Below are 24805 nucleotides of genomic sequence, written 5' to 3' on the forward strand. Positions count from 1 at the left end.
TGTCACCCCCTGAACCTTTTTAGAGTCGATCTCTTTCTATCCTGATTTCTAGTGATATCATCAACAAATGAACTGAAGTTACTTGCTCCTAAACGTAGATTAATAATTACTGGCTGTTTATTTTCATTACCTTTACCATTTCCAAGGGATGGATTATATTCTTTTGGTACAACAGCTTCACCTTTATGAATCATAGCAAGTCCATCTTTGGCAACAAAGTTAGTACCTACATCGAGAGAAGGGATATTAGGTATATTAGGAAAACTGATAGAACCGCCACCTTTTCCTCCTAATCCTGGTACCCAATCTGGTATTTTCGGAAGCTTAATACTTAATCCATTCAATGCGTCAATCATTCCGTTAATGGCTCCTATTACACCATTAATCGCACCTTTTACAGATCCAGTTATTCCATCCCAAACGTCATCAGTACCACTTTTAACTCCATCCCAAGCATCACCAATAAAGTCTTTAATTTTACCAAATACTCTTTTAACTGTGCCCCAGATAGTATCAATAAATCCTCCCACTGTATCTTTAATTCCATTCCATACTGAAGAAGTAATGCTTTTAATAACATTCCACACCGATGATATCGTGCTTTTAACGCCATTAATCGCTCGTGATACGATGGTTTTAATGGTATTCCAGACCGTAGATATTACTTTTTTAATCGTGTTCCATACGGTTGTTGTGACTGCCTTAATAGTATTCCAGACTGTTGTTATAACTGTTTTCACAACGTTTATTGCACCTTGAACAATTGATTTGATTATATTCCATACCGTTGAAATGACTACTTTTATAGCATTCCATACAGCTTGTGTAGTAGTCTTAATCATATTCCAAACTGCTTTAATCGTTCCCCAGATTCCCTGTGCTACAGTTTTAATTACTGTCCAAATTACATTCCAAGTTGCTTGCAGGAATGTCCAGATACCTGTAAATATAGTAACAGTAGTTGTTTTGATCATGGTCCAAATGGCTTGTATCGTACCCCATATGCCTTGTACTGCTATCTTCACTACCTCGACAATGACGTTCCATGTAGATTGTAAGAAGCCCCATATTGCCGTAAAAACTGTAATAGTTACTGCTTTTATTTGTTCCCAATGAGTAACCACAAATATAGCTAATAATGCTACTAGATTTATAATTAATCCTACTGGACCTGTCATAAAACGAAATGCTGCACCTACTCCTTTAATCATGGGAATAATTGCTGGAAGGGCAGACATTAAACTACCAAGCACTAATAAAAGAGGACCAATAGCCGCAGCCACTGCTCCCAATACTACTACTAGTTTTTGAGTTGTTGGTGATAAGTTATTAAACCAGGATGCGAGTTTCGTTACTCCATCGATGATAGGAGGTAACCATCGCTCTGCTAAATCTAAAAATATTTGTCCTAATGGTGCCATATCGGAAGTGATTCTGTTTTTTAATTCTTGAAATCGCTCTCCGATAGTCTTAGTCTGGTCAGAAGTTTCCTGTATACCACCTTTCGTATCATCAAAACCTTCTCCTAATTCATCTAATGCAGGTATCGCTCCATTTCGAATAGCTGTGGTCATTCTTTGCGCACCTTCAGCACCAAATGCTTCTGTAGCTATTTTTAATGCTTCTGTTTCTGTTTCAGCATCTCTCATTTTATTTGCTACTTTTTCAAATTCCTCCCTAGAGTTTTTCCCTTCATCTGCCCAGTTTCTAAAAGCCTTATTTAGACCTGGCATAACTCTAGAAACAGAAATACCTTTAGCTTCTAATCTTGCCATTAAATCTGCTGATTCCGTCATGTTGAAGCCTGCATTCTGTAATACAGATCCATAAGTATTTAAGTGACCAGTTATCTGATCTAGACCAACTCCATAGTCTTTAGTCATTTGATATAACTCATCTAGCTTTGTTACACCTTGGTCAGCAGGTATTTGCCATTGCCCCATTGCTTGACCAAAGGCTTCCGAGTTAGCGACCCCATCTTCACCTAGCGTTCTTGAAGCATCTAATACATTTTGGGTTAAATCCTCCAATACTGGACCTGTTGCACCTGTTAATGTATTTAAGTTAGAGATAGCATTAGAAACCTCATCCGCACTATTAGGCACATTTTTAAAGACATTATCAAAACTAGATTTAAGACTATCTAATTTGTCACCTGTCGCACCTGTACCAACGATAATATTGTTATACGCTTTGTCTACTGTGTCAGCTGCTACAATAGAAGCTGTTCCTAATGCTGCCATTGGCGCAGTAACGTACTTCGACATTTGTCCGCCAACTTTTTTCATCTTCTTTGCAGTACCATTCAGGTTTTTTTGCAGCGTGCCAACCCCTTGTTCAGCGCCCTTTTGGTCTATTTTCGTATCTATCGTAATAGAACCGTCTGCCATTTATTTACCACCTGCCTTTCCTCCGAAGGCTGTAATTATATCCTCAAACGCTTCATCTGCTGTCTTCCCGCCATTTTCATCAAGAGCATATTTTCGCTTAAGACTTAAAATTTTATTACGCTCTTTCTGGTTATTTTTATTAGGAGAAGGAACTTCCATTGTTCTTATTTGAACAACTTGCATGAATGGCGTTTTCTCACTTAATCCACTAAATAAAGACATAAATTTTTTCCAATGCATCTTTCCTTGTTGTTCCAGTAGATCAATGCCATAATCCATTAAAAAAGAAGCGTAAATACGCTCCCCATCAACATTAAAATCATAGTCTTTATCTTCTTGTTCCTCTTGTTCTTGCGTATCATCCTTCAAGCCCTGATTTTCTTGATCATTTTGATCTTTCCTTACAAAACCAAGCTCATTTTCTAAAATAGATATATATAAATCAATTTTTTCTTCTAAAGCTAGGTTCTCTATATCTTCAAAGTTTTCAATAAGCATCTCTAGTCCAATTAGAATCTTTTCTATAATGTGTAGCTCTTTATCTTTCAGCATTTCTAAGAAAAAAAGAATGTTATCGAAAGTTAAATCTAATTCCAGTTGTATACCTTGATAAGTGCATGTATCTTTTAATTGCCCCGTTAAAAACATAGGTTCTTACTTCTTCTTTTTGATGTATTTAGAGCGCTTTTTCTCAAAATGCTGTTTCTGTCGTTCGTCTTGCCTTTCTTTGATATAATGCAGAACATCAGAGACTACACCAATCGTATGCTCTGTGGAATTATTGGTTTTTGGATATATATCTTCAAAAGCACCTTCTCCAATAACCTCGTTCGTGATTAATTTTGTTTCTTCTTTTGCCTTTTCTAATGCTTCTACCAGCACTTTTTCATCATTTTGCTTTGCTTGTGCTTCTATTTCATCCCCTAATTCATTTAATCTGGAAGCTAATTCCGCATACTTCTTTCGTTTATCATCTGAGGTATCTATTTCATACAATGTTCCATCAATTGAAACTTCTTCTATCGCTCTTTGAATACCTATTTCCTTCATCTAAATTCCTCCCATAGAAAAAGAGCAGCCATTTGGCTACTCTTATAATGTAGTTACATTTACAACAGTTGACGGCTCCGATTCAGTACCATGTTTATCATTTATAGCTGTTACATAAAATTCATAAGTGGTTGCTGTTGTTAACCCAGATACCGAATAACTATTTGTGGTTACAGTGTCAATTTTTGCACCATCTTGATATACGTTATACCCACTAGCACCCTCAGCGACATTCCAATTTAGATCAACACTTGTATCTGTTTCATTGGAAGCGACAAGGCTAGTGGGCGCCTTAGGGAGTAGGCGCTGTGTATTGTGGTTTACCAGCAAAATGTATCTCGAATGAAATCTCACCTTTTGCCATGGCATCCCCACCAGGTCCAACAATATTTGCTATGGTGCATGGTCCTTCGAAAGTGGATCCATCTGGTAACGTTAAACGGTAATCGGTACGTCTTGATGGTCCTAGTTCAAGCACCTTCGAATAGATATAGTCTTGCGCTGGATCACCATAATAGCGATGACCTGAAAATGAACTAATGAGTTGTGCACCAATAACATCCGTTTCCCCGTAACCATCCCCATCATAATAATTATCCTGGGAAGTCTCTTCGTTTGGATCTGGCTCCATACTAGTGATGCCTTTTGCTAACCTTTCCCATGTTTCCGTTTCTTCACTAGGCGTTACATTTATTTCCATAAAGTATTTTGAATTTAATAAAAATCCTTTAGGCATATACATCCTCCTTAAACATATAATTCTGCCTCAAATGAGGCAGTCCAAAGAACACCGTAACTTGTTTTCTGTACAAAATTAGGTGTTGTTGTACATTGAAATGAAACCAAATGAAAAGAGCCATCACGACTTGTGATAGCTCCATTTGATAGGTTTTCATATTCGTTCATTAATCGATTAATCATGTCATAACCTTCTAAGTTGTCTTGATGATGTACTAATAACTGAAAGCTAAAAGGGTAAATTAAACCCTCTTCCATGTATCTCTCGTTTATATTAGCTGGCGATGGTCGTATAGCTATGCTGTTTCCTTTTTGATTATACATACCAATACCGATAGTAGGAGGCGTAAATGACAATGTTTCAGTAAATGATTTTAATGCATGTAAAAAATCCATTGCTTACACCTCCTATATTTTGGATCTTGTTGCTTTTTCTGCATCATCTAGCCACTGCTGTAAATGTTGTGCTTTTGCTTCTTCAAACCATAGCCCGCTTGCATGAGGATTTTGGTCTTTACTAAAGTTATATTGTGGATTGTAATACAACTTTCTTGTATATGGTGTTGACCAAGCGACTTCCCCTTCACCTATTTTAGAATGAGCAAGTCCGCTTTCTTCTAAATAACTTTGATCTTTAGGGATGTAGTAATTACTCCCTTTCAAAACTACATCATCTAGAATATATTGACCAAAGCCAATAGCCCCCACTACTTTTTTTGTAACACTAGCTTTATTGAAATCAACTTTCACATTAAACATCTAGATCACCTCTATTTCTAGATGATGAGGTTCTGCATCAAAAGCACTTGGATACTTTACCAGTGTTGCTTCTCTACCAGTTCCCCGAAATGAAATTCTATCCCCAGCTTTGGCATCAGCAGGAAAATAGGACGAATTTACACGATCTATAATAACCGTATGATTTGCCTGTTTCCCTTCACTATTAGAGCTTCTATTCATAGAGGTTATAGGAACAACACGTACATGGTTAATGATTATTTCCTCACCGTATTCATTGTTCCAACCATCATTGCCAATTAAAGGCTGATATTTAATTGAATGCACTAAAAGATTTTTAGGAATAGGCTTAATAACCATGAAAAGCACCTATCCCACTATAAAGCAATCCTGCATGTGCTAGATATTGAACAACATTGTTCGGTATTTCGTTAGCAGCAGACGAATTGGAACTGTAACTAAATGAGCCTATATTAACGCTTTGTGTTTGGTCTAATTGTTTCGTAGCTTGATAGCCTCCGTTCATCACAAAATGCTCTGTCATAATAGCCGTTGCCTGTTTCAGCATGTTCTGTTGAAAATCGATTAATTTACTTTGGACAATTGAAAAATTACTGAGCCTGTCCATTTCTTCACTAGCACGCTTGATACATCGATTAAGTTCTTGTTCATCTTCCATGGGAACACCTTCATATTCGTTTAGATAGTACTCTCTATCGATATACATAAAAGCACCCCTTTATTTATCAGAGGATGCCTTTTGTGCTTCTTCTAGCTCTTTTTTCAATGCTGCATTATCTTCATTAAGTGCTTTTACCTCTTCTTTTAATTCTTTGTTTTCTTTTAATACTTTTTTATGAGTGGATTCAGCAACAGTTTTCCCCTTGTTATCTTCAATAACTTTCCCTTTTTCGTCAGCTTCTTGATAGCCCATTGCTTTAAGTTCTTTAATTTTTCCGTTATCCGTCTCTTTTAAAACGACATTTTCTTTACGTAAAATCATTTTTATTTCCTCCCTTATTATGCCCCAGATGCTGGTGCTTTATTAGATACAACCACGCCTTTTGCTTGGTTTTTCATTACGAACAAATCATGATACGAACGGTTTTGGTATAGGTATCCATCACCCTCTGTATGTTGTCCTGGTTGGAATAAGTAAACAGAATTTAGTTTTGCTTTTGCAACAACAGCACCACGATAAACAATTATCCAGTTTAATTGCTGTGCATCTGTAGCTGGAATGAAACCATCCGAAAAATCAAATGCAGTATGGAAACGATCTACATCGAATACCTCTATTAGTCTTACACCATCTATAACAGCAACACGCGTTTCAATGATTGTGTTTTCGTTCTGTAATGAGAAGTTTCCTTTTCCCTCTTTATAAGCTTCTACTGCATCCATGACATCAGTAGATACATAGACTTTAAGGTTAGCGGTTCCGTATTTCCGAACTTTTTTAATATCCGCCTTCAATCTGTCAAAAACATCCTGCGGTGTACCATCAGTTACGTTTTCGGCTGTGGCTTGTCCAACCTCTTGCGCTTTTGCTGCTAATTTAGAAAAACGGTAGGCATCAATTTCAGGACCAGCATTTTCATTTAGAAATACTCTAGTAATGTTTGCTGCGCTTGCTGACTGATTAGATTCATCTACATCCATTTGATCCACAAAGAACTCAACATCACGATCAAATTGCAGGGTATATGGTTCGTGAGTAACGTCTACAGTTCCACGATTATATCCCCCATTACGGCTGTGTTGTTTGTAACCTGAAACAGCTAAAGAAGGAACATGAAAAGTTCTTGCCCCCATCCAGTTTACATTTGGTGTTTCAAGGTCGTTAGTAAGTGTAGCTTGCATAATAACTTGATCTAATTCCGTTTGATACTTTTCTGCAAAGTTGATAGCATTTGCCATTTATAATCATCTCCTATTTTCCTAATAATGTTTGTGCAAAGGCATCTAAATTACCTTGTTGTTGATGTTGCCCAGTTGTAAAAGAAGGCTTGCCTCCACCTTCTTGTTGATCTTCTTCGAAAAGATATGGATCACTTTCTTTCAAACCTTCAAGTTGAGTGTCTAGACCTTTCAACGTATCACCATCTAGCTTGATTGTATCCATATCTAACAAAGCCTTTAGTGCTTTCGTGTTTTTTGCCTTAGCACCAGATAAAGTACTCTCTAGCTTGTGGTCAAATTCCTTTTGTTGAAGTTTAGTTTCATAGTCGTTCTTGGTTGTTTCATTTTGCTCTTTAAGTTGATCAATCTCTTGCTGTAATTCTTCATTACCTTTTGCTTTTTTGCTTAGTTCATTTAGTTGTTCATCACGATCCGCAATTTGTTGCTTGTAATCGTTCTTCTCTGTGTTAACTGCATCAAACTTCTCTTTTGGAATATAGCTTCCATCAGATACAACAGCTATTTTGTTATCACCTGCTTTTTCAACGACTTGGTTGTAAAGCTCTTCACCTAATAATTCTTGTAAATCCATCTATATCGCTCCTTATTAGTTTTTTTGACGTGTAACCCTCCACGCAAAGGAATACGCTTAGTTCTACCCCAAGCCTTTAAAATGGGCATAATAAAAAAGCCTTTTATAACGACATGCTTAGGTCGTGTTTATCCAAAATACTGAGATTCTTTGTCTTTGTTCTCTAAGTCATACACTTTCTTAGCTAATTTGAGAACCATATTTTCTAGCTGCGCTACTTTTTCTTCCAGTTCTTTTTCTTTCTTCTTACCCATTATCTCACCTGCTCTCTGTCATACCTTCTGGTACGTCCTGTATCTTTAGTAAACTGCCTTTGATTGGCTTGTCTATCTAGTACCTTTCTATGCGCTATTTCAGCGCCTTCTGTATCTCCTAATTCTTTCATCATGTTTTCCTCACGTTTAGCAGCACGAATACGCCTTTCTAGATATCGTTGCTTTTGACTGTTTTCATATTGCTTATCGTTAGTTTCCTGATCATAAGGATGATACATCTTTTTCATCCCTTCAAAATAAGGATACTTAACATGACCACAATTAACACCAAATAACCCAGCAGGTTCACCCATGCTAGTATCTAATAAAGGTGGATATTTTTCACTTTTACCACTTCTACTAAAAATACGTCCTTGATATGGTGCGCATAATGGTCTAGCTCCTGCATGAGAACTAACCTCAACCAAATCAACACCATATTCATCGAATCTAGAATCTTGCATTCCATTCGCTACATCATTACTTGTAGAGCGCATGACCATACTTGTATAGGCTTCTGTAGACCATTGCCGCCCCCTTTTATCAATTAACGCTGGAACACCTTGTTCAGCCCATTTACTAGCTGTTTTTCTTAATGCCTGTTGAGCTGTAGTTACACCTGCTAAAACTTCGCCTGTTGTTTGGTTTACAATGTCTAAATAAGCCATTTTGGATTGATCTAACATCGTTGAATTAACTAGATTAAAGCTATTCTTCGCTTGTCTTTCATACTGTTCTAGTACTTGAAGCAAAGATTCACTTGATTTAATAGGTGGTGCTTCATTGAGTTTCCCTCTTTTGGCTCCATCTTCTAGAATTGATTCCATATCCAATAAAGAGCCATAACCAGCTTTTTCTAATGCTTTGATGATCTCTTCACTTGTTTTTCCTGAATGCTTTGTTAAAAGTTCCATGTTTTGCTTATTCAGGGATTCTATTTCATTTAGTGATTTCAATTGCCACGCTTCAATATCTTTATTGAGTAAAGAATCATGCTTCCTAAGGCGTTTAGCAATATTCAAGAGTATTTGTTCCTCGATAGATAAATAAACGTCTGTGACTGGCTTAGATAGCTTCTGTAGTTTACGTTTATCCATTACTTACTCCCGCCAGTTCCAAAGAAATCTATATCCTCAGCATTGGCCGTTTTGTTTTCCTCGTTAATCTCTTTTATCAGCTCAAGAGCTTCTTTATCTGACATGCCATGTATTTCCATGATAGCTCGCTTTTTTGATTGTAATTTGTTGTTAACCAATTGTATTTGTCTTGTTTGTTCTGCTGCATTATCTTCCACTATAGAATCATCAAAGGTTACGGTTATTTCTTGTTCCTCATCCCCTTTAAATAATTCATATAGTTTAGCTACTTCAATAATAGATTGAATTAACTCCTGTAAACCTTCTTCGATAATCGTTTCATGTGATTTCTTTGATTTAAAGGTCTTGCTGTTCTCACTGATTACCTCTGTAGCTGTCTTAACGCTTTGCCCATCAAATGAAAATGTTCCAGCAGAAAAACCTGTCTGCATTGCAAATAGATTTAATAAAGCATTGATTCCAGATATATGTTCATCAACACGAAGCGTAACATTGATGTCTTTTATACCTTCTTCATCATCTCTAAACTTCATTGCCTCAAAAGTCTCGTCCGTATCATCAAAATACCTATGCATTTCTTGAGTTCTCGGATCTACCACTGTTTTAACCATATGAGAAGGAACGATAATACGCTTTTTCCCTAACCTGAATTCTCTATTAAAGCTATCAAATGCGGTATCAATAGCTTTCATAGTATCTAAAGCATTAGCATAAATAGAGATTCCTAATGGTGATTGAATATCAATGTTGTTTGCAGTGTTCGGTTTAAAGTATGTGAACAAGGATTTCTTTAAATTATTTATGGCTACTATTTCTTGTAAGTCTGGGAATAGGATAGACAAAGAGACTTTCACGCCTAATTCATCACCATTTGATTCATATAATTCATTGGTAATGTAGTACGTATTGCCTTCCCAAGTATGCCATTCTAGATGTGTATATTTTTTGTTGTCCTTTTTGTATTCACTAACAAAAACGCCTTCGGTTATAGTATCGTTATGCCAAGATATAGGAACGAAACAATCCGCACTAACAAAAGAGAGCATGATCTTGCCTTCCTTAACATATGGCTTAATGACCATACCGCCAAGGGCAAATTTATACTCTAAATGATCTTGAAACTTTTTATAAAACTTGTTCTTTTTAAATACTTCTTCAATAAATTCAGAAGTTTTATTTTTACCGTCTCCAATACTAATAGCGCACTTTTCATTAAATACTAGACTGGCCATTTCTGCGGCTGCTGTTTTTGCCATCATTAAGGTATCCATTTTCCTGTTTTTCTTACCGCTAATGGTTTGATATTCAATATCATGCCATTCCGAATAGTACCCTTTATACAGCGCCTTCCAAATATCTATATTGTTGTACATTTCTTGGTTAATAGATATCTTTTTATGACTGCTTATTTTCTCAATCCCTTTAATTATCCCCAATCGATAAAGCCCTCCTTTCACAGCATTTATTAAACGTTTGAACATCGCCTCACCACCTACAGTACATAATTTTTATAAAAGTGATTGTTACTATAGCGTGCCTCATCGAGAGCATGGTTAAATTCATCAATTGGATTACCGTTGTCATCTCGGACGTACATCCCAATTTCTTTGATAAAGTTATAATGATCATACGTATCATTTTCGACTAAAAAGAATTGTGCATTTGTTATAGAGTTCTGGAATCGCTCTATACCAACCTCAATACCGCCACCTTGTTTTTTAGAATCCGAAGCATTGTTATCCGCTCTACTTGTATCTATTTGGATTTTGTGAAGCTCTTCTCTTAATGATTTACAGGCAGGATCCACAAATACGTCTGTGAATCTCATTTCAAACTTTTCAACACACCAATGAATAAATTCTTTAATCTCTTTGGCGTATGTACTCATAGCCTTTATTTGACCTGTCTCAGCACCACTATGGTAATAGTTAGCTACTCGATTCAATCTGAATTTACCATTATAAAATGTAACGATATTACAGCTACATGAAGTAGCATCAGACTGCCCACCATCAGCAACAAAATACATTTCATAAGGGTTTCCTAATAAAGCTGGAATCTGATTCACTTCTGTATTGAACATGGAATAAATAACGCCTTCTGGCATTACTCGTTTTCCATGCCAATCACGATCAAGCAAATATGGATTCTTTATAAGCGTTTCATAGATTTCCTTTTTTCGTTCTTCGCTAATAATCGGATTATCTTGTATGGTCCAATGAGTCCAGCGTGTATTTTGTACCTCAAATACATCTGTTATGACTGGATGATTAGGTGCAGGTGGGTTCAGGTCTGCAATATGGTATCGGTCTTGTGCTGCCATGGTTCTCCTAAAGCATTCTTGTATAAACGACATATGCAGCAAATTAATCTCACCAAATGCTACACTTCCTAATGACATACCAGTGATAGCTCCAACACTATTTGCTTTTGCTCCACCTTTGTAATAAATCTTTTTAATTCCTTTAGGTGTGTGGATCTCTAAATGATCTCCATGCTCATCATGCTTAATTTGAGCAAGATCACCAAAGATGTGCATTAACCCTGTTCCATCACCATCGATGAATAATCGGAAAGCCTGTTCTTGGTTGTAAGCACTCACTAAATGGTTGGAGTCTCTTGAAATTGTGTAAAGATAAGCTAAACGAAAGTGCACGCCTGTTGTCTTTCCAGAACGGTTATCGAGGTGTCCCCTCTTGAACCTCAAGACCAACATTAAAAGGCGCTTTAACAAGCGCCCTTTGTTTATCAGATAGTTTTATTTTTCTAGACACCCAAAAACCACCCCCCTAGGATTCATCTAAGTAAAACACTTCATAACCCAATCGTGATTTATTTCTACCTTTGAGAGTGTTTCTTAATGTTTTTTCGTTACACTCTATATGCTCACTTGCATCTTTAATGCTTTCAAAAGTCTTATCAATACCAAGTTTTTTATTGACTACCCTTATGGGTCTGCGCTTCTTTTTAGCGTAATATTTCATTCTTTCAACTTGTTCAGGAGTTTTAACTTGTAAATTAGTTGTATAGGCATGTATTTGGTTTTCTGATTGTGTAACCCATTCAAGATTATCGACTGTATTATTGCTCTTGTCTCCATCGATGTGATTAACATAATTCTTTCCATATGGATTATCAATGAAGTGTTCTGCGACCAATCTATGGATGGAGAACATTCTTTGCTTTCTGTCATTTGGTTTCCTTAATCCAATGATGAAATATCCTCTAGCATTTGCTCTGCTCTTCATTCTCCCCTTCATGCCTATAACACTGCCAAAATTGCTTATTTGGTACCGTTCGTAACCTTCGTATTTTAAATTCACCCACTTCTCCATAAGTATCACCTCTAATGCCATTTTACCGCATCGTCGGAGATACTTCAAAATATTTGTTATATTTTTATTCATCATTCTTCACCGTATCGATAAGTACATCTAACAAGCTAGTATCCTTGGATTGTCCTTTAATAAGCTTGGTGCGCTCTTCAATGAATTCTGTTTCTTTCTTGGTTTTCTCATTCTTAATTTGAAGTGCTTCAAGCTGTAATTTTAATTTAGGATCAAACATACCAATATGCTTACCAATCAATTCTGTGGCTTTATTAGCTCCGTTGCTATCGAATTGATATTCACCAGTTGAAACCATTTCCCCTATACTCGGATCCCATTCTTCTACTGGTTCAGCCTGCATAGAACGATCTGAAATATCTTTTAGTCGCTTCAATACCCAATACGCATCAAGTTCTAATTTCTCAGCACGCTTATCTTTTAATTCTTTCACACGCGCGGAAATGTTAGCTTTTGTTAACAATCTCGCAGCTGTCTGCCTAGCTGTTTTTTCACTATAACCTGCTCTAATAGCTGCCTGAGTAGCGTTTAGATCAACAATGTATTCCTGACAGAATAACTCTTGTTTTGTAGTTAATTTACCCATTTATGTCATCACCCTACCCCCTTGTAGTAATATAATATAATTGAAAATAGCCTGTTGCATGTATGGTTTTTAACCTTTCGTAAATTTTTTGGATTAATGCCTGTACACTCAAAAAACAAGTTTTAAAAATGTTATAATTAATGCTACGCTGTATACAACATTAAAAATACATCACTGAAAGGGGAAGTTTTGTTGTTTTTTAAATCAAGCAAAAATGCAGATAAAACAAGTATAAATATTGCTTTTTATTGTTCATTTATTTATTGGTCAGGATTTTTATTAATAAATAGTATTCTTGATTTATTCAACAAGAGTATAGAAATAAATTCCTTTTTGTTGTTAATAACGGGTTTAATAGTTTTTTTTGCTAGTGAATTCATATCAAAACAAGTAAGAAATAAATAAAAACAGTGTGAGCTTTTTGACTAGCTCACACTGTTTTTATTATTGAGATCTACAAGAGTAAGAATTTGTAGCCCCTGACCCTATTTTTGTAATGATAACACCTTTGTTTTTAGAATTACACATATTTAGTCCTGATACACCTAACACTGGTACTGCTCCTAGCATTAATGTTAAAGCAGTTGGGCTTTTACCAAAAACCTTAGCTATAGCTGTAGCAGTAGCCCAAAATCCACCATTTAATCCTGCTGCTTTAACTAGTTTCTGTATTTTGGAATTACTAATTTTATATTCTTTATAATTTATAACACCCATTGGTTTTACAGTAGGTTCTTCAATTTTGTTAATTCCACTATTTAATTTATTTATATGACTACTTAACACTGTTAAAGTGTCATCTCCTGTTAAAGGAGTAGATTTTTGATCTTCATAACTCACAATAGCATTATACAGTTCCCTTGCTTCTTTACTTAGTTTATTTATTTCTCCTTGAGAATTCGATGATAGATTTTCCATATCCAATTTTTGATCTAACTCGTTAATAGAATCAACCAAAATCCCCGTATTTTCTACCTCTTTCTTAGTTACACCTAATTCTTGGCTTTCATTTGCAGACGCATGTAAACTCGGCGTTACAAACGAAATGACCATAACCAATGACAAGATTACGGACGCAACCTTTTTAAACATAATAACATCTCCTTTTTTGTATTCTTGATAGCTATCATATATATAATTCTATCTTTTTTTACTAAATCCTTCTTTTTTTGTATAATTTTTGTATTTATTGTAATTTTTTTCTTTTACTCGATCAGTGTATTAAAATTTTTATATTAATTATAGGCCCCTACAAATGGATAATAGCACCCAAGCCAATTGAACTCAGGTGCATTATTTACATACCTAGTACAATATATCGTAAATAATTCCTCATCGACTCTAGGTTATCGACAAGGCAACAAATCCGACAGGATTGTTATTTCATGTCATGCGATAATGACCTATGCCTGAACGGACTATACATAGTGTTTTGGACGGAAGATTTTGCCTGCCCGTCCTGCCATCCATTTTACACACAGCGTTTTTCTTCTGTCATTATGTGCGACAAGTATGACATGTCTGCCATCTGTGACACGATTGCATCCCTTATCCTAAATATGTGCCTTTCAGATAAACCCATGTGATTACTAATTGCTCTCATACTCATGCCATCTAATAAACATTCTAATACAGCTAGTTCCCGTTCATTTGATATAGCTGGTATACGTTCTTGAATGTATGTTACTTTTCTTTCTAAACGATTAACCCATGTGTATTTTTTATCTCTACGAACAACCTCACGAGCAACAGGATCACTGGTACCACCTTGAGCTTTTGGCATAGCTGATTCGATACCTGATTGAGCTACTAAATTAGTTCCTGCATCCTTCAAGAACTCGCGCTGTCTTTTAATCTCATTTATCATCCATTTATAATCTCTTAATGTATTTTCAATCTCTTTTTTGTTCATTAAACCCAACCCCCACATTAAAAAGATATTTAACATATTCGCTCCGTTTCACAGGAGAATAAAGCGCCCACTCGTTTATCTTTTCTGTACTTGCTGATTTCCCATTGAAACATTACAGCCACACCAAACTTGCGAAAATTAGAGCCATAGCAATTGCGGTAATAAATGCCATATTCTCTTGTCTTTTCTTATCCGATTCATAACAAGCGATGATCCACGAAAATAAAATAATGATTAATCCAATGATTTGAAATGCTAATACCATCTCGATTCCTCCCACTCGGTTGCAAAGTAATCTGTTTTTAGGCATTTTTGTTGCAACTATGATTTTGTAGTAAAAAAAAGGACACCAAATTGTATAACCCAAATCCAACGTATCGCTTGTTTCCTAACGCTTAATTTTTAAAAAATATTTGAAATCTGATAAAGTAATTTTTATACGCGGAAAAGGGGTGTTCATTTGTTAAGATTTTTACTAGATTCGAATATTATTTCTTTATTAATTTCCTGCATATCATTGGTGATTTCTTTTTTAACTTTTTGGTTAAATAGAAAAAGACTAGATGTCACTATTGAATATTCAGGGTTGGTTGATAGGGTTGAGACATTTGATAAAGATCCCGTATACCCTGGCCAAACTACATCAGGTTTTATCGTCTTCAAAGTTCTAAATATGTCTCCAAAAGATATTGGTTTCTTTGACATTACTTTATACGACGGACTTACGCACAACTTGCTTCCTAGTTTTTATCAATTCGCAATTCGTCCTGAATTTGATGGCAAGAAATTACTAGCAATTAACGATAAGCTTGGTACTACTGCAAATTTTAATCCTTTGTATTCAAACTATGGTATCGTTCCTGCAAACAGCTTAAAGAGGTTCGAAACGCTGGTACACCCAAGCACAAAAACCTTTATTGTAGATATTAAGTTTGCGATTAAAACCCTAAGAAAGAATCCATATGCAGCAACAAGAAAATACTACAAACATTATTCAAAAGTTATTACGCTTAGTGATGAAGATTGGAAAACAATACAAAAATCGAGACAACAAGTGAAGGAACTGCAACTACAAGAACGATAAAATTAAACATTTTCTCACCCTTTCTTTTTTAGAAAAAATTTAAAAAGGACACCAAACGGCAGCTTATTGCTGTCATTCAGTGTCCTCCAGTTAGCTGGTAGAACTGTTTTTATAATTCTCAATTTCTTTCATATATGTCTATAATTCATCCATAATATACTTAAGTTTCAATAATCTTGATATTCTTATTTGGTGATTTATCCAAAATAAAACCAAAAAAATTAATACAAATAAAAACACCTGAAAATTCGTTTTAAGAATATCCATAAAAAAATTATTCACCCTATTTTGCAGTAATTCACCAAAATCCTCATCAACCTCAAAGTCATTTAATAAGGAATTTGCTATATCTTCATTTGAATGCCCTTGATTTTCCAGAGATTTAATTTTCTGTTGTAAAGCTAAACTACTTACACTCCTATTCCAGCCATTCACCGTTGGAATCAAGTTACTAAAAATAGCAAAAAAAGTAGTTACAATTAGAGTAATAATTATGCCCATCGGGGCAAAGTGTTTTAACCTTTCTAATTCACTATTAATAGCTGCTCTTAAACTTTCAATTTCAGCATAATCTTTTTGTTTTAAATTAATTTTAATACTAACTAATCTTCTGTAATCAATAAGCTCAAACATAGGGAAGAAAAAGTATAGAACTTTTTCTTTAAAGTTTCTCGTTTCTCGAAGTATTTTCACACTCGCCCTTGAATAACAACTATTAATCAAATGAGTGCAAAGACTAAATAATATGACTACTAATATAACACTTTCTATAAGAGAAGAACTATTCATTGAAATACTCCCCCTTTAGTAACAATCAATTAATTCTTCTATGGTAATATCTAGCCCAAACTTCTTTAATTTTTCCTTTCTTTGACTATATAAGCTTTTCAATAATTTATTTCTGAATGTCTTTTCAGCATAATGAATAGCCCTATGACAATTTGGACAAAGGGCAATTATGTTTCCCGGGACATCAACACTGTATTCAAACTCATTCTGCTTATTCATCGGTATTAAATGATGAGCTTCAACGTAGTTTTCTTTAGATAATAAAGATTTAAAAGTGTCATGAGTTTTATCAACTTCACATAAAAATTTTGCATTTATAATAGCCTCTTTTGCAATTGACGAATCTCTATTCCAAGATTCCTTAATGTAAGAATTAAGACTAGGTTTCTTTTGTGGGCTCTCACTTGTATTTGTCGCCTTTGATAATAAAATATCTTCTTGATATTTCAAATCTTCTATTTCCTCCTTTATTAATAATTCATCTACAAAATCATCTATGCTTTTTCTACCTATTAATTCTTTTATATTATCTAATAAATCCATTAATATGGATAAAGTGGTTATTAATTTACTGTCATTCATATTTTTATAACTAAAGTATTTAGCACAAATATTTGCTGCTTCATAGTTCTTTGCATTAGTTGTTTTTGAAATTAAATCTAAGTCTATAGCAGTTAATTCATTATGAGGTATGTCTAATTCTTCTCGTAACTTGCTAGCAACCTCTCTCATCTTATCTCTTGGGTGCTTCCCTTTAAACCTTTTAGTTAAATAAGTAGTACCTTGATTCAAAGATACATAAAAACCTGACATATCTTTTCTAAATACAACAACAATATAAAACCCTTTTTGTGCAGTTTTGGTTATAGACCTATCAAAAATTGAGACCCAAGGAGTTTCAGTATAGTTTCCCATACCGTAGGAACCTTCCACCATGTATAAAAAAGTATCTAAATTCATTAAATTCACTATTTCATTAGGTAGTTTATCCTTGATAATTTCTTTCATCTCTTTATCTAAACTCTTGCCTTCTCCGTTTTTTTGATTTTTATAGAAATCTTGATAGTTATCTATTATAAAATTTAATTTATCATTCAAAACTCTTCCCCCTCATCAAATTTAACCCTTTTCACCCTTCCTTGATGTGTAATAACCTTTGTCTCACCATGGTCAGGTAAATACGTTAATTTCGCCTCTCCTTGACAATATACGACAACAAAAGGCATATCCTCATTTTCTATATCGACATTAAGCTTCCCTTCTTTGAATGGAAGTTTTTTTAATCTCATATGTTTTGCCCCCACTCGATATTTAGAATTTAAAGCCAACCTGAGCGTTTGTATTATTGAAATGAATAAATCTACTAATCTAGTAATTAAACTCCCAGAATCGGCAGATATGTTTTAATTTGCTATATTTCCATAAGAAACCAATTCATATATTTCAATCTCGGTCCGTTGTTGTTCTTTTTCGCAAGGAATAACTCTTGATCCCATTTCTTTAATCTGGCTATCATCCTTGTACACGATCTTATTGAGAGCATCGGTCACGCCTTTGAATAGGTTGTCGATGTCAGCCCTGTTTCCATGTATATAATGCGTTAAATTAACGCCCACATGCCCCTCAATCGGTTTTCCTTTCATATGCTGCTTAGCAATCCATCCAACTTGTCTTTTATAGACCAGATAACGCTGTGCGTACTTATTTTTATACATGCTCTTTTGAGTCATTCTGACAGCTGGTACCGGCTTTCCTGGTATGGTAAATTGAATCATTTTATACCACCCCCACCCATCCGATAAGCAAACGGACGATTTATATTTTCTTTTCGTGCTTGGTCATATAGAGCTAAAAATATTTCATGTTCATTCCTAGAATTGATTTCAGCGATCTTTTCAATGCTTCTACCATAGTTCCATTGACTAACAATGTTCTTTAGTTGCCTCTTACTAAATACTAGTTCTAGATCCTCAAGAATGAATTCATGTTCTCCACTCCTGGGTAAAAGTGGAATATTCGATGTGTTTGCTGTATTCATTTATCCACCACCTGCCTTAAATCTAGCTAACATCGCAGCAACATCCTCTTGGTCTTCCTCACTACTCTCCTGCTCATGTATTTTTCTATTTCGATTGTTAAACCATTCAGGAACAACCTCTTTTGACTGCCTAGGATAATAGGGCTTTTTTGTAGATTGTTGATTCTTGTGTTCTATTTCTTCTGCTTTTGCTTGCTCTAGATTCTTAATTCCTTTATTCGCCCAAGACTGTAGTATACTTTTTGCATATCCCCAGTTAGGTTTATTACGATCCAACGACCTGGTTAAAGCTTCAATCACCATGTCATCTCCAAAATCATTTATCCAACCCAGTATTTCTTCAGTCATATGTGGTCGTATTATTCCAAAGTTATTTTGATAAAAAACGATCGCGTCATTTGTAGTAGTAGATATTTCTTTATCATTCTTTTCATTCTTGTTTGTGTCATTCTGCTGTCGTTCTGCTGTCATTTTGTTGTCATTTTGTTGTCGGTTATTATCCTCTTTGGATTGATAAACCTCCCAATTCACAATGGTTATAATGCTAAATTTGTTGGTGGGGGTGATAGTGATTGCGTTGTCGTTTTTCAATACTTTCATGTAGTCTCTAACTGTAGACTCTTTCATATCTAATTCCATTGCAGCTTTTCTTCTCCCAAATACAAATTGCCCTGGTTTTAAAGAAACTGTTTGCTTGCCGACTAATTGTTGGTGATCCGAATGAGTAGCCTTTAACAGGCAATATACAAACACTTTTAATAGTTTCTCGTTCTGAAATATTGGACTTCCTAATAACTGGCGATGCAACTTAATCCATCCTTGCATCACTTCACCCCCTCCACTTACCTATTAATTTCACAAACCGCAAACCTACCTGATACCTTCAAAATGGTATAACCTGGATACCTACGCATATAATCTAATACCAGACGTTTGATCTCTTCTTTATTTTGCGCCTGCTCGAATATCCACTCAGGCAGGCGCACATTTGATTTATTGTGCATCATCACTAATCTCTGAAAAATCAGCATCTATAATGTCCTGTTCATCAAATTCATTAGCTTTTTCGATAGGATCTTTATTGTCCTCTACAATGCCTTTCTGCATGTCGATAGAGAGAATACCCCACTTATTCAGCATGTTACGAATAACTGTTTTCTTTGCCATGGCATTCCAATCTTTCTTCCAACCAAAATCTGACTTGCTAAACTTTTTCTTATGTTTCTCAATTGCTTCTTTAGACCAATAAACTGTCTTTCTAAAGCCATTAATTAATTCAAAATATCCTGTGTAGCCAATTACCTTGTCCGATTGTTTCTGTTCAAAATCAAGCTCCATTTCTTCTGTTAAACGATTAAAAGACTGTAGCTCCCCTTCATAAACCTCAATCACGTTAATATTCCGATATTGCCCTGTTCTAAGTGCTAATTGAATGTAACCTTTATAACCTAGTTGAAATTGTGCTTTTCCGCCGTATGGAACAATCCAGGCATAACCTAAGTTTTTATCGATAGGTAAATCTAATGTAGCTGCTACTAAAGCGCTTGTTACAACCGACATCGGTTCAGCTTTTTGAAGATAAGAATCATTTGAATATAGGTTTAATAATGATGACATGAATTGTGGTGCTTTCTTATCAAGCACTTCATCAAATTTCTTTCTCATTGTTGGTGTACTTAGTAATTGTTTCAGTCCTAAATTATTAGGGTTGACCGCATTGTTCCCTTGATTTTTATTAGCGATTTGATTTTTCACACTTGAATTTGTAGCCATATTATCCGATCTCCTTCACGTTAAATTTACGGTATGTGGTTTGTTTTAACACTGAGTTATAAACATCAGGGTATTTACTCTTTAAAAGCTTGTTGTCCACCCTATTTTGTTTTACTCGCTTCCAATCCACTTGATAATTTTTTACAAACCCTGTTTCTGCATCTTCAAGCTCTTTTTTGATCTGATTTTCCGTTTGTTTTTGCAGTTCTTGTAATTGCTTTATATTGGCTTTCAATTCCAATAGGTTGTCCAACTTTTCTTTATAGTCAAAGCCAAGATCAATGGTTTTTCCTTCTTCTGTTTCGGCATAACGTTCTTTCAGAAACTTCTCAGCAGAGCTAGAACCATCTAATGCTGGCGGATTATTCCCTAGTACATGGTGATTCCAGAAATGGACCTCAGCATCGATTATCATTTGAATCAATTCTTCATCACGTTCAATTTCTTTCCAGACAAACTTTTGACCGCCAATTAATACAGCGATATATGCCTTTTCGTAACTTGTAACACCTAAATAATGTTGAACTTGGACCAGGTAGGCTTCAGGAATTTCTTCACTATCCCAATCTTTAGCTAGAAACATGCTGGCGGTTTTACACTCTAGAAGTGCATTTTCTCCAACAACCTTCCTGTCGATGTTAGCCATAATAAAAGGATGTTCTGGATGCTGTAACATGAAGTTGTTTTTACGTACTCTCTTTCCTGACCGAACTTCAAACTCTTTTGCCACCATATCCTCTAGTAAGTTCCCGAAGTAAGCAGCTTCTCCAGCTGTATCTTCTACAGTTGATTGACCTGTTTTCTCTAGCCACAATTCGAAAGGTGTACGGTATTTGTTTAATCCAAGGATGATGGAAGCATCGCTTCCACCAATCCCTTTTGTGCGTTCTTGTAGCCATTCTTGATGGCTCATTTCTACTGTGCTTTTAGCCATTGTTTAATTCCTCCCTTGCTCCTACATCACTAGTGAAGTATAATGAAGGCATAGTTTAATTGATTTCACCGATCAATTATTTGAACCCATTGCAGTGGGTTCTTTTTATTGCGCTTCTTCATAAGTTGCTCCCAACAATTCCAACACTTCTTTCGATTCTTCACTCAATGAATCAACTAAGAAAAATTGACCTTCTAGAACTAAAATTTCATCTTCGGGGAAAACATCATTCCCTAGAGCATCTACAGTGTTTTCATTCCTTAAATGGTTCATTACTGGATAACCAGTATCCATAATTCTTGCGATTAAAGGATGTTCCACCTTATCCCTCCTAACTTGTAATTAGTGCATATTCAAGAAATACAATCATTCCAACAAAAGCGATCCAGATTTTAATTACATGTGCTTTTTCATCCATAGAGTTTATCCCTTACTATTTGAAAGCTTGCACCGCTGTTAACTAAATCTTGTATAACTGAATGAAACTGATCTGTGTTGTACTTATCGCTGCTCATTTTTTCCATTTTGTGAAGTGACATTGTTAAATCCGTAGAAAGGTGTTTCGCTTTTGAAAGATTTCCTTCATTCACATGATTCATAATGGATGATAGCAATCCCAAAGAACGGTAAAATTCTTCACTTGCTTTTGATATATCAGCTTGTAAAAAATGATTTTCGAGTTTCATATAACCCCTCCTAAATGTGATTAATAATGATGAAAAATAATGGTATTGCTCCTAATAAAACGGCATAATTATCATTTGCCTTTTTCATATAAGACCTCCTAACAAGATAGTCCCTACAGATTGCAATGTATCGGCTATCATTTGACCTGCACTTGCTACATCTACATTGCATACAAGAGCAATTAAAATATCTTGCGAATTTGTTTCTTGTGCCCATCTGATTAAGTCCCTGCCCCGTATATCTAATTTGTTGCTTTCAAGCTTCGAAATATTGCTACGGGACATATGCATCTTTTCAGAGAAAAACTCTTGACTATACCCAGCATTCCTTCTCATTCTGCGTAATGTAGTTCCTAATTCCATTTGTTTCACCTCCCCCGGTTCCATGGTGGAACATGTTCCAAGGGTGAACAGTATTCTATTGGTTGATGTTTTATAATGTAATTACCGATCCCCACTCGGTGTTATCTAAATGACCTTGTAACGATATTTAAGTCCCACCTCATCCGCATTAGTAGTTTCATTAACCCAGTCAAAGAATAACTTCGTCACTACCCTCGGGTGACCTAACTCTCTATTGACTGGGAAATCCTCTCTATTAAACAACTCATTGCACTTAGTAGGCCCAATATCTACGATTTCCATGAATTGTTTTCTAGTGAGCAAAGGAGGTAATTGTTTTTGTTCTAACTCTTGTAACAAAACAGGTACTAACTGTTTTTTGATTTCGCTTACGAATGATTGAACTTCTTCATCTGAGAATGTTGTGACTGGCATTTAAATAACCTCCTTGAAATCGTTTATATCAACTTTGAATTGGATAGCCATTTCTTTAACTACTTGGATGTAAATCTCAACAAGTCGTTTATCCTCTGCAATTACATCCAACTTATTAATCTTGTTAACGTAGGATTTGGTCATTCCTCGTCCTGAAGCACGTTCCTTTCTATTGTTAAGACGAATGTCTAATTTACAACCTGTACGTTTTTCAAATCGCTCGTAACTCAGATTCCTAACACTTCTATAAGGTTCAACACCAGACCACTTTCTGGATATCTTTTTAAGAACAGCATCTGTTTTACCTCTCCAACCGACATTGTCCATCGATACGATGTTTGAAATGTTATTAACTGATTGGGTTGCTTCAGTAGCTAGTCTTTTTGCTTCTTTTGTTTCAAGTTCGTTTTGAGCAACTGCTTTAAACATTTGATTCATCATTTGTAATTCAGGGCTTAGTTGTGTTGTATCGATTCCGTATGAACCTGTTTTTCTAATAGAAGGAATGACTTCATGTGTAATCCATCTTTTAAATTGTTTTGCTTCTTCTTTGCGACTACCCAAAACCAAGGTATAAAGCCCGAACTCATTGACTGCATTTGCGTATCCTTGACGACCTAGATTGAATCTAGACCGTTCATCTTCGTCTAGTCTTTTTAATGCATCAGTAGGGTTTTTAATTTCTAAAATGTCGCATACATCTTTTGCTACAAACCAAGGTTCGTTATTTTGCTCGATGATCCTTAATTGTTGACCTTCAAACATTTTTGTTAATTGATTAATTATGATTACCTCCTTGTTATCATCACCTTTGAATTTTCACATCCAAGTATCAGCACCTAACGTCATGGCGTTAACTATTGGCGCTGCTCCCTATCACAATTGATAGATCATGGCATGCTCCGCTCATTTAGATGTTGATACTTGGATGTGAAGATGATGAAATTAATTTGATTACTTTCTAGATAATTTGTTCTAATTTCTCCGTTTCGTGTAAATCATCTTCAAAAAATTTTTCTATTGGTTCATTTAGAATCTTAGCTATTTCCTCCAAAGTAGAAGCTTTTATACTTCTACGACCTAGTTCGTAACCGTTGTATGTTTGAACGGCAATTCCCAGCTTTTTTGCAACAAAGGTTCCTGTAATTCCTTTTGACTTTCGAATCTGACGAACTCTCTTATTAATACTCATTTGATCACCCCCGTATTTACACGTTTCGAAGAAGTTCTATAACAAGAATACATAAACGAATCGAAGAAGTCAATACTATTTTATACTTTTTGAAGAAATTATTTATTCGAAACGAATAATATTATACAATTAGTATATTAGGAGGACTAATCATGCTAGGTAAAAGGATGCGACATCTAAGAGAAAGAGAGAATCTATCACAATTACAATTAGCTAAAAAATTAAATATCCCAAATCAAAGTATTTCCAATTACGAAAGAGGTTTCAGGAATCCAGATTATGAAACATTGAACAAGATAGCTGACTTTTTCGAAGTGACAACTGACTACCTGTTAGGTAGATCGGACCAACCACACATGACTGAAGACGAAGCGTTCGAGGCATTTCGTCATAGTGAAGAACTTAAAAGATGGTATAAAAAACTACCAGAGTCCTCCGAAGAGGATTTACTGCGATTAAAAAAGGTTTGGGAAGCATTTAAGGAATTTGACGACTAGGGTAATCACTGTGCAAATGCATGTTATTTAGCATGCATTTGTATGGATTACATATAAATTAAATTCTTAAAGGGGGTCGTATGCATGCGTACTAGTGAATTTGTACTGGGTCTAATCGGCGGTATTTTCGGTTTTATTGGGTCTATTATAGCCCTATTCATTGGGGGAGTAGATGCTGCGTTTAGTGAATCTGGCACAAGCGATGTAATTGGTCTAGGCTGGGCAGGCTTCTTATTTTCTGCATTAGCTATTGTTGGATCAGTTGTAGTTAAATCAAAGGCTAAGGTCGGAGGTATATTATTATTGATTTCCGCTGTCGGTGGTTTAATAAGTATCTCTATGTTCTACTTGATTTCAGCAATTATGATTGGAATAGCTGGATTAATGGGCGTTTTCAAGAAAGACAAAGAAAAGAAAATAGCTGCTTAG

Annotated in this window: 37 protein-coding genes and 1 pseudogene; 3 read left to right on the top strand and 35 right to left on the bottom strand. The window is 35.3% G+C overall.

The annotated features are described in order from the left end of the window. Positions 1 to 2: 2 nt before the first annotated feature. The 21 genes and pseudogenes from M948_RS42660 to M948_RS43550 all read right to left on the bottom strand — a co-directional run bounded on the left by M948_RS42660 (position 3) and on the right by M948_RS43550 (position 14871). Positions 3 to 2390 (bottom strand): phage tail tape measure protein, encoded by a 2388-nt coding sequence (locus M948_RS42660; protein ID WP_021292587.1) that lies wholly within the window; start codon positions 2388 to 2390, stop codon positions 3 to 5. Continuing rightward, positions 2391 to 3038, bottom strand: a complete 648-nt coding sequence (locus M948_RS41605; RefSeq protein ID WP_021292588.1) for a Gp15 family bacteriophage protein — start codon at positions 3036 to 3038, stop codon at positions 2391 to 2393. Positions 3039 to 3044: 6 nt separating this feature from the next. Then, the gene (locus M948_RS41610; RefSeq protein ID WP_021292589.1) at positions 3045 to 3440 is read right to left on the bottom strand and encodes a hypothetical protein; all 396 of its coding nucleotides are present in this window, start codon (positions 3438 to 3440) and stop codon (positions 3045 to 3047) included. A gap of 42 nt (positions 3441 to 3482) precedes the next feature. Beyond that, positions 3483 to 3770 (bottom strand): fibronectin type III domain-containing protein, encoded by a 288-nt coding sequence (locus tag M948_RS43035; RefSeq protein WP_041203231.1) that lies wholly within the window; start codon positions 3768 to 3770, stop codon positions 3483 to 3485. Next, positions 3733 to 4176, bottom strand: a complete 444-nt coding sequence (locus M948_RS41620) for a phage tail tube protein (protein ID WP_021292590.1) — start codon at positions 4174 to 4176, stop codon at positions 3733 to 3735. Before M948_RS41620 ends, M948_RS43035 begins: the two co-directional genes overlap by 38 nt. Before the next feature lie 11 nt (positions 4177 to 4187). Further along, positions 4188 to 4574, bottom strand: coding sequence for a phage tail terminator protein (locus M948_RS41625; protein ID WP_021292591.1), 387 nt, complete (start codon positions 4572 to 4574; stop codon positions 4188 to 4190). 12 nt (positions 4575 to 4586) lie between these two features. Next, positions 4587 to 4937 (bottom strand): minor capsid protein, encoded by a 351-nt coding sequence (locus tag M948_RS41630; RefSeq protein ID WP_021292592.1) that lies wholly within the window; start codon positions 4935 to 4937, stop codon positions 4587 to 4589. Further along, positions 4938 to 5276, bottom strand: coding sequence for a putative minor capsid protein (locus tag M948_RS41635; RefSeq protein ID WP_021292593.1), 339 nt, complete (start codon positions 5274 to 5276; stop codon positions 4938 to 4940). After that, on the bottom strand, positions 5266 to 5643 hold the full coding sequence (locus M948_RS41640; protein ID WP_021292594.1) for a hypothetical protein: 378 nt from the start codon (positions 5641 to 5643) through the stop codon (positions 5266 to 5268). The genes M948_RS41635 and M948_RS41640 overlap by 11 nt, the downstream gene beginning before the upstream one ends. A gap of 12 nt (positions 5644 to 5655) precedes the next feature. Beyond that, positions 5656 to 5919 (bottom strand): hypothetical protein, encoded by a 264-nt coding sequence (locus M948_RS41645; protein WP_021292595.1) that lies wholly within the window; start codon positions 5917 to 5919, stop codon positions 5656 to 5658. Between the two features lie 17 nt (positions 5920 to 5936). Beyond that, positions 5937 to 6836 carry a hypothetical protein gene (locus tag M948_RS41650; RefSeq protein ID WP_021292596.1) on the bottom strand — a complete coding sequence of 300 codons (900 nt, stop codon included), beginning with the start codon at positions 6834 to 6836 and terminating at the stop codon, positions 5937 to 5939. A gap of 13 nt (positions 6837 to 6849) precedes the next feature. Further along, positions 6850 to 7410: a phage scaffolding protein gene (locus tag M948_RS41655; RefSeq protein ID WP_021292597.1), complete on the bottom strand. Its 561-nt coding sequence runs from the start codon at positions 7408 to 7410 to the stop codon at positions 6850 to 6852. 128 nt (positions 7411 to 7538) lie between these two features. After that, on the bottom strand, positions 7539 to 7664 hold the full coding sequence (locus tag M948_RS43905) for a hypothetical protein (protein WP_021292598.1): 126 nt from the start codon (positions 7662 to 7664) through the stop codon (positions 7539 to 7541). Next, complete coding sequence (locus M948_RS41660) at positions 7664 to 8761, bottom strand: phage minor capsid protein (RefSeq protein WP_021292599.1); 1098 nt, start codon at positions 8759 to 8761, stop codon at positions 7664 to 7666. Before M948_RS41660 ends, M948_RS43905 begins: the two co-directional genes overlap by 1 nt. Beyond that, positions 8761 to 10242, bottom strand: coding sequence for a phage portal protein (locus M948_RS41665; protein WP_021292600.1), 1482 nt, complete (start codon positions 10240 to 10242; stop codon positions 8761 to 8763). Before M948_RS41665 ends, M948_RS41660 begins: the two co-directional genes overlap by 1 nt. A gap of 11 nt (positions 10243 to 10253) precedes the next feature. Further along, a pseudogene (locus tag M948_RS41670) lies at positions 10254 to 11535 on the bottom strand (PBSX family phage terminase large subunit). Positions 11536 to 11550: 15 nt separating this feature from the next. Beyond that, positions 11551 to 12171: an HNH endonuclease signature motif containing protein gene (locus tag M948_RS43040; RefSeq protein ID WP_231378713.1), complete on the bottom strand. Its 621-nt coding sequence runs from the start codon at positions 12169 to 12171 to the stop codon at positions 11551 to 11553. Beyond that, positions 12161 to 12694, bottom strand: a complete 534-nt coding sequence (locus M948_RS41680) for a terminase small subunit (RefSeq protein WP_021292602.1) — start codon at positions 12692 to 12694, stop codon at positions 12161 to 12163. Before M948_RS41680 ends, M948_RS43040 begins: the two co-directional genes overlap by 11 nt. 444 nt (positions 12695 to 13138) lie before the next feature. Beyond that, positions 13139 to 13786, bottom strand: a complete 648-nt coding sequence (locus tag M948_RS41690; protein ID WP_021292604.1) for a hypothetical protein — start codon at positions 13784 to 13786, stop codon at positions 13139 to 13141. 379 nt (positions 13787 to 14165) lie between these two features. Further along, entirely contained in the window at positions 14166 to 14606 is a 441-nt protein-coding gene (locus M948_RS41695) for a response regulator transcription factor (RefSeq protein WP_021292605.1), read from the bottom strand. A gap of 112 nt (positions 14607 to 14718) precedes the next feature. Continuing rightward, positions 14719 to 14871, bottom strand: coding sequence for a hypothetical protein (locus tag M948_RS43550; protein WP_021292606.1), 153 nt, complete (start codon positions 14869 to 14871; stop codon positions 14719 to 14721). Between the two features lie 195 nt (positions 14872 to 15066). Between M948_RS43550 and M948_RS41700 the strand changes: the two genes are divergently transcribed. Further along, positions 15067 to 15690 (top strand): hypothetical protein, encoded by a 624-nt coding sequence (locus M948_RS41700; RefSeq protein WP_021292607.1) that lies wholly within the window; start codon positions 15067 to 15069, stop codon positions 15688 to 15690. 138 nt (positions 15691 to 15828) lie between these two features. Here the strand turns inward: M948_RS41700 and M948_RS41705 are convergent, their stop codons facing one another. The 14 genes from M948_RS41705 to M948_RS41765 form a co-directional block, all read right to left on the bottom strand. Next, positions 15829 to 16479 (bottom strand): hypothetical protein, encoded by a 651-nt coding sequence (locus M948_RS41705; RefSeq protein WP_021292608.1) that lies wholly within the window; start codon positions 16477 to 16479, stop codon positions 15829 to 15831. Positions 16480 to 16494: 15 nt separating this feature from the next. Beyond that, positions 16495 to 17577: an MrcB family domain-containing protein gene (locus M948_RS41710; protein WP_021292609.1), complete on the bottom strand. Its 1083-nt coding sequence runs from the start codon at positions 17575 to 17577 to the stop codon at positions 16495 to 16497. Beyond that, the gene (locus M948_RS41715) at positions 17574 to 17768 is read right to left on the bottom strand and encodes an XtrA/YqaO family protein (protein WP_021292610.1); all 195 of its coding nucleotides are present in this window, start codon (positions 17766 to 17768) and stop codon (positions 17574 to 17576) included. Before M948_RS41715 ends, M948_RS41710 begins: the two co-directional genes overlap by 4 nt. 114 nt (positions 17769 to 17882) lie before the next feature. Beyond that, positions 17883 to 18254 (bottom strand): RusA family crossover junction endodeoxyribonuclease, encoded by a 372-nt coding sequence (locus M948_RS41720; RefSeq protein WP_021292611.1) that lies wholly within the window; start codon positions 18252 to 18254, stop codon positions 17883 to 17885. After that, positions 18251 to 18517 (bottom strand): hypothetical protein, encoded by a 267-nt coding sequence (locus M948_RS41725; RefSeq protein ID WP_021292612.1) that lies wholly within the window; start codon positions 18515 to 18517, stop codon positions 18251 to 18253. Before M948_RS41725 ends, M948_RS41720 begins: the two co-directional genes overlap by 4 nt. Beyond that, positions 18518 to 19342: a DnaD domain-containing protein gene (locus tag M948_RS41730; RefSeq protein ID WP_021292613.1), complete on the bottom strand. Its 825-nt coding sequence runs from the start codon at positions 19340 to 19342 to the stop codon at positions 18518 to 18520. A 168-nt stretch (positions 19343 to 19510) separates the two neighbouring features. After that, positions 19511 to 20290 (bottom strand): recombinase RecT, encoded by a 780-nt coding sequence (locus M948_RS41735; protein ID WP_021292614.1) that lies wholly within the window; start codon positions 20288 to 20290, stop codon positions 19511 to 19513. 1 nt (position 20291) lies between these two features. Further along, complete coding sequence (locus M948_RS41740) at positions 20292 to 21224, bottom strand: YqaJ viral recombinase family nuclease (RefSeq protein WP_021292615.1); 933 nt, start codon at positions 21222 to 21224, stop codon at positions 20292 to 20294. Positions 21225 to 21329: 105 nt separating this feature from the next. After that, positions 21330 to 21545: a hypothetical protein gene (locus M948_RS41745; RefSeq protein ID WP_021292616.1), complete on the bottom strand. Its 216-nt coding sequence runs from the start codon at positions 21543 to 21545 to the stop codon at positions 21330 to 21332. 89 nt (positions 21546 to 21634) lie between these two features. Continuing rightward, on the bottom strand, positions 21635 to 21910 hold the full coding sequence (locus tag M948_RS41750) for a hypothetical protein (RefSeq protein ID WP_021292617.1): 276 nt from the start codon (positions 21908 to 21910) through the stop codon (positions 21635 to 21637). A gap of 84 nt (positions 21911 to 21994) precedes the next feature. Continuing rightward, on the bottom strand, positions 21995 to 22273 hold the full coding sequence (locus tag M948_RS0122420; protein WP_021292618.1) for a helix-turn-helix domain-containing protein: 279 nt from the start codon (positions 22271 to 22273) through the stop codon (positions 21995 to 21997). 105 nt (positions 22274 to 22378) lie between these two features. After that, positions 22379 to 22687 carry a hypothetical protein gene (locus tag M948_RS41755; RefSeq protein WP_021292619.1) on the bottom strand — a complete coding sequence of 103 codons (309 nt, stop codon included), beginning with the start codon at positions 22685 to 22687 and terminating at the stop codon, positions 22379 to 22381. Beyond that, positions 22688 to 23452, bottom strand: coding sequence for a BRO-N domain-containing protein (locus M948_RS43795; RefSeq protein ID WP_021292620.1), 765 nt, complete (start codon positions 23450 to 23452; stop codon positions 22688 to 22690). Between the two features lie 196 nt (positions 23453 to 23648). Continuing rightward, entirely contained in the window at positions 23649 to 23879 is a 231-nt protein-coding gene (locus M948_RS41765) for a helix-turn-helix domain-containing protein (RefSeq protein ID WP_021292621.1), read from the bottom strand. A gap of 152 nt (positions 23880 to 24031) precedes the next feature. Between M948_RS41765 and M948_RS41770 the strand changes: the two genes are divergently transcribed. Then, positions 24032 to 24376 carry a helix-turn-helix domain-containing protein gene (locus M948_RS41770; protein ID WP_021292622.1) on the top strand — a complete coding sequence of 115 codons (345 nt, stop codon included), beginning with the start codon at positions 24032 to 24034 and terminating at the stop codon, positions 24374 to 24376. A gap of 84 nt (positions 24377 to 24460) precedes the next feature. Then, positions 24461 to 24805 carry a DUF4064 domain-containing protein gene (locus M948_RS41775; RefSeq protein WP_021292623.1) on the top strand — a complete coding sequence of 115 codons (345 nt, stop codon included), beginning with the start codon at positions 24461 to 24463 and terminating at the stop codon, positions 24803 to 24805.

This window comes from Virgibacillus sp. CM-4 (assembly GCF_000445495.1).
Classification (GTDB): Bacteria; Bacillota; Bacilli; order Bacillales; family Amphibacillaceae; genus Virgibacillus; species Virgibacillus salexigens.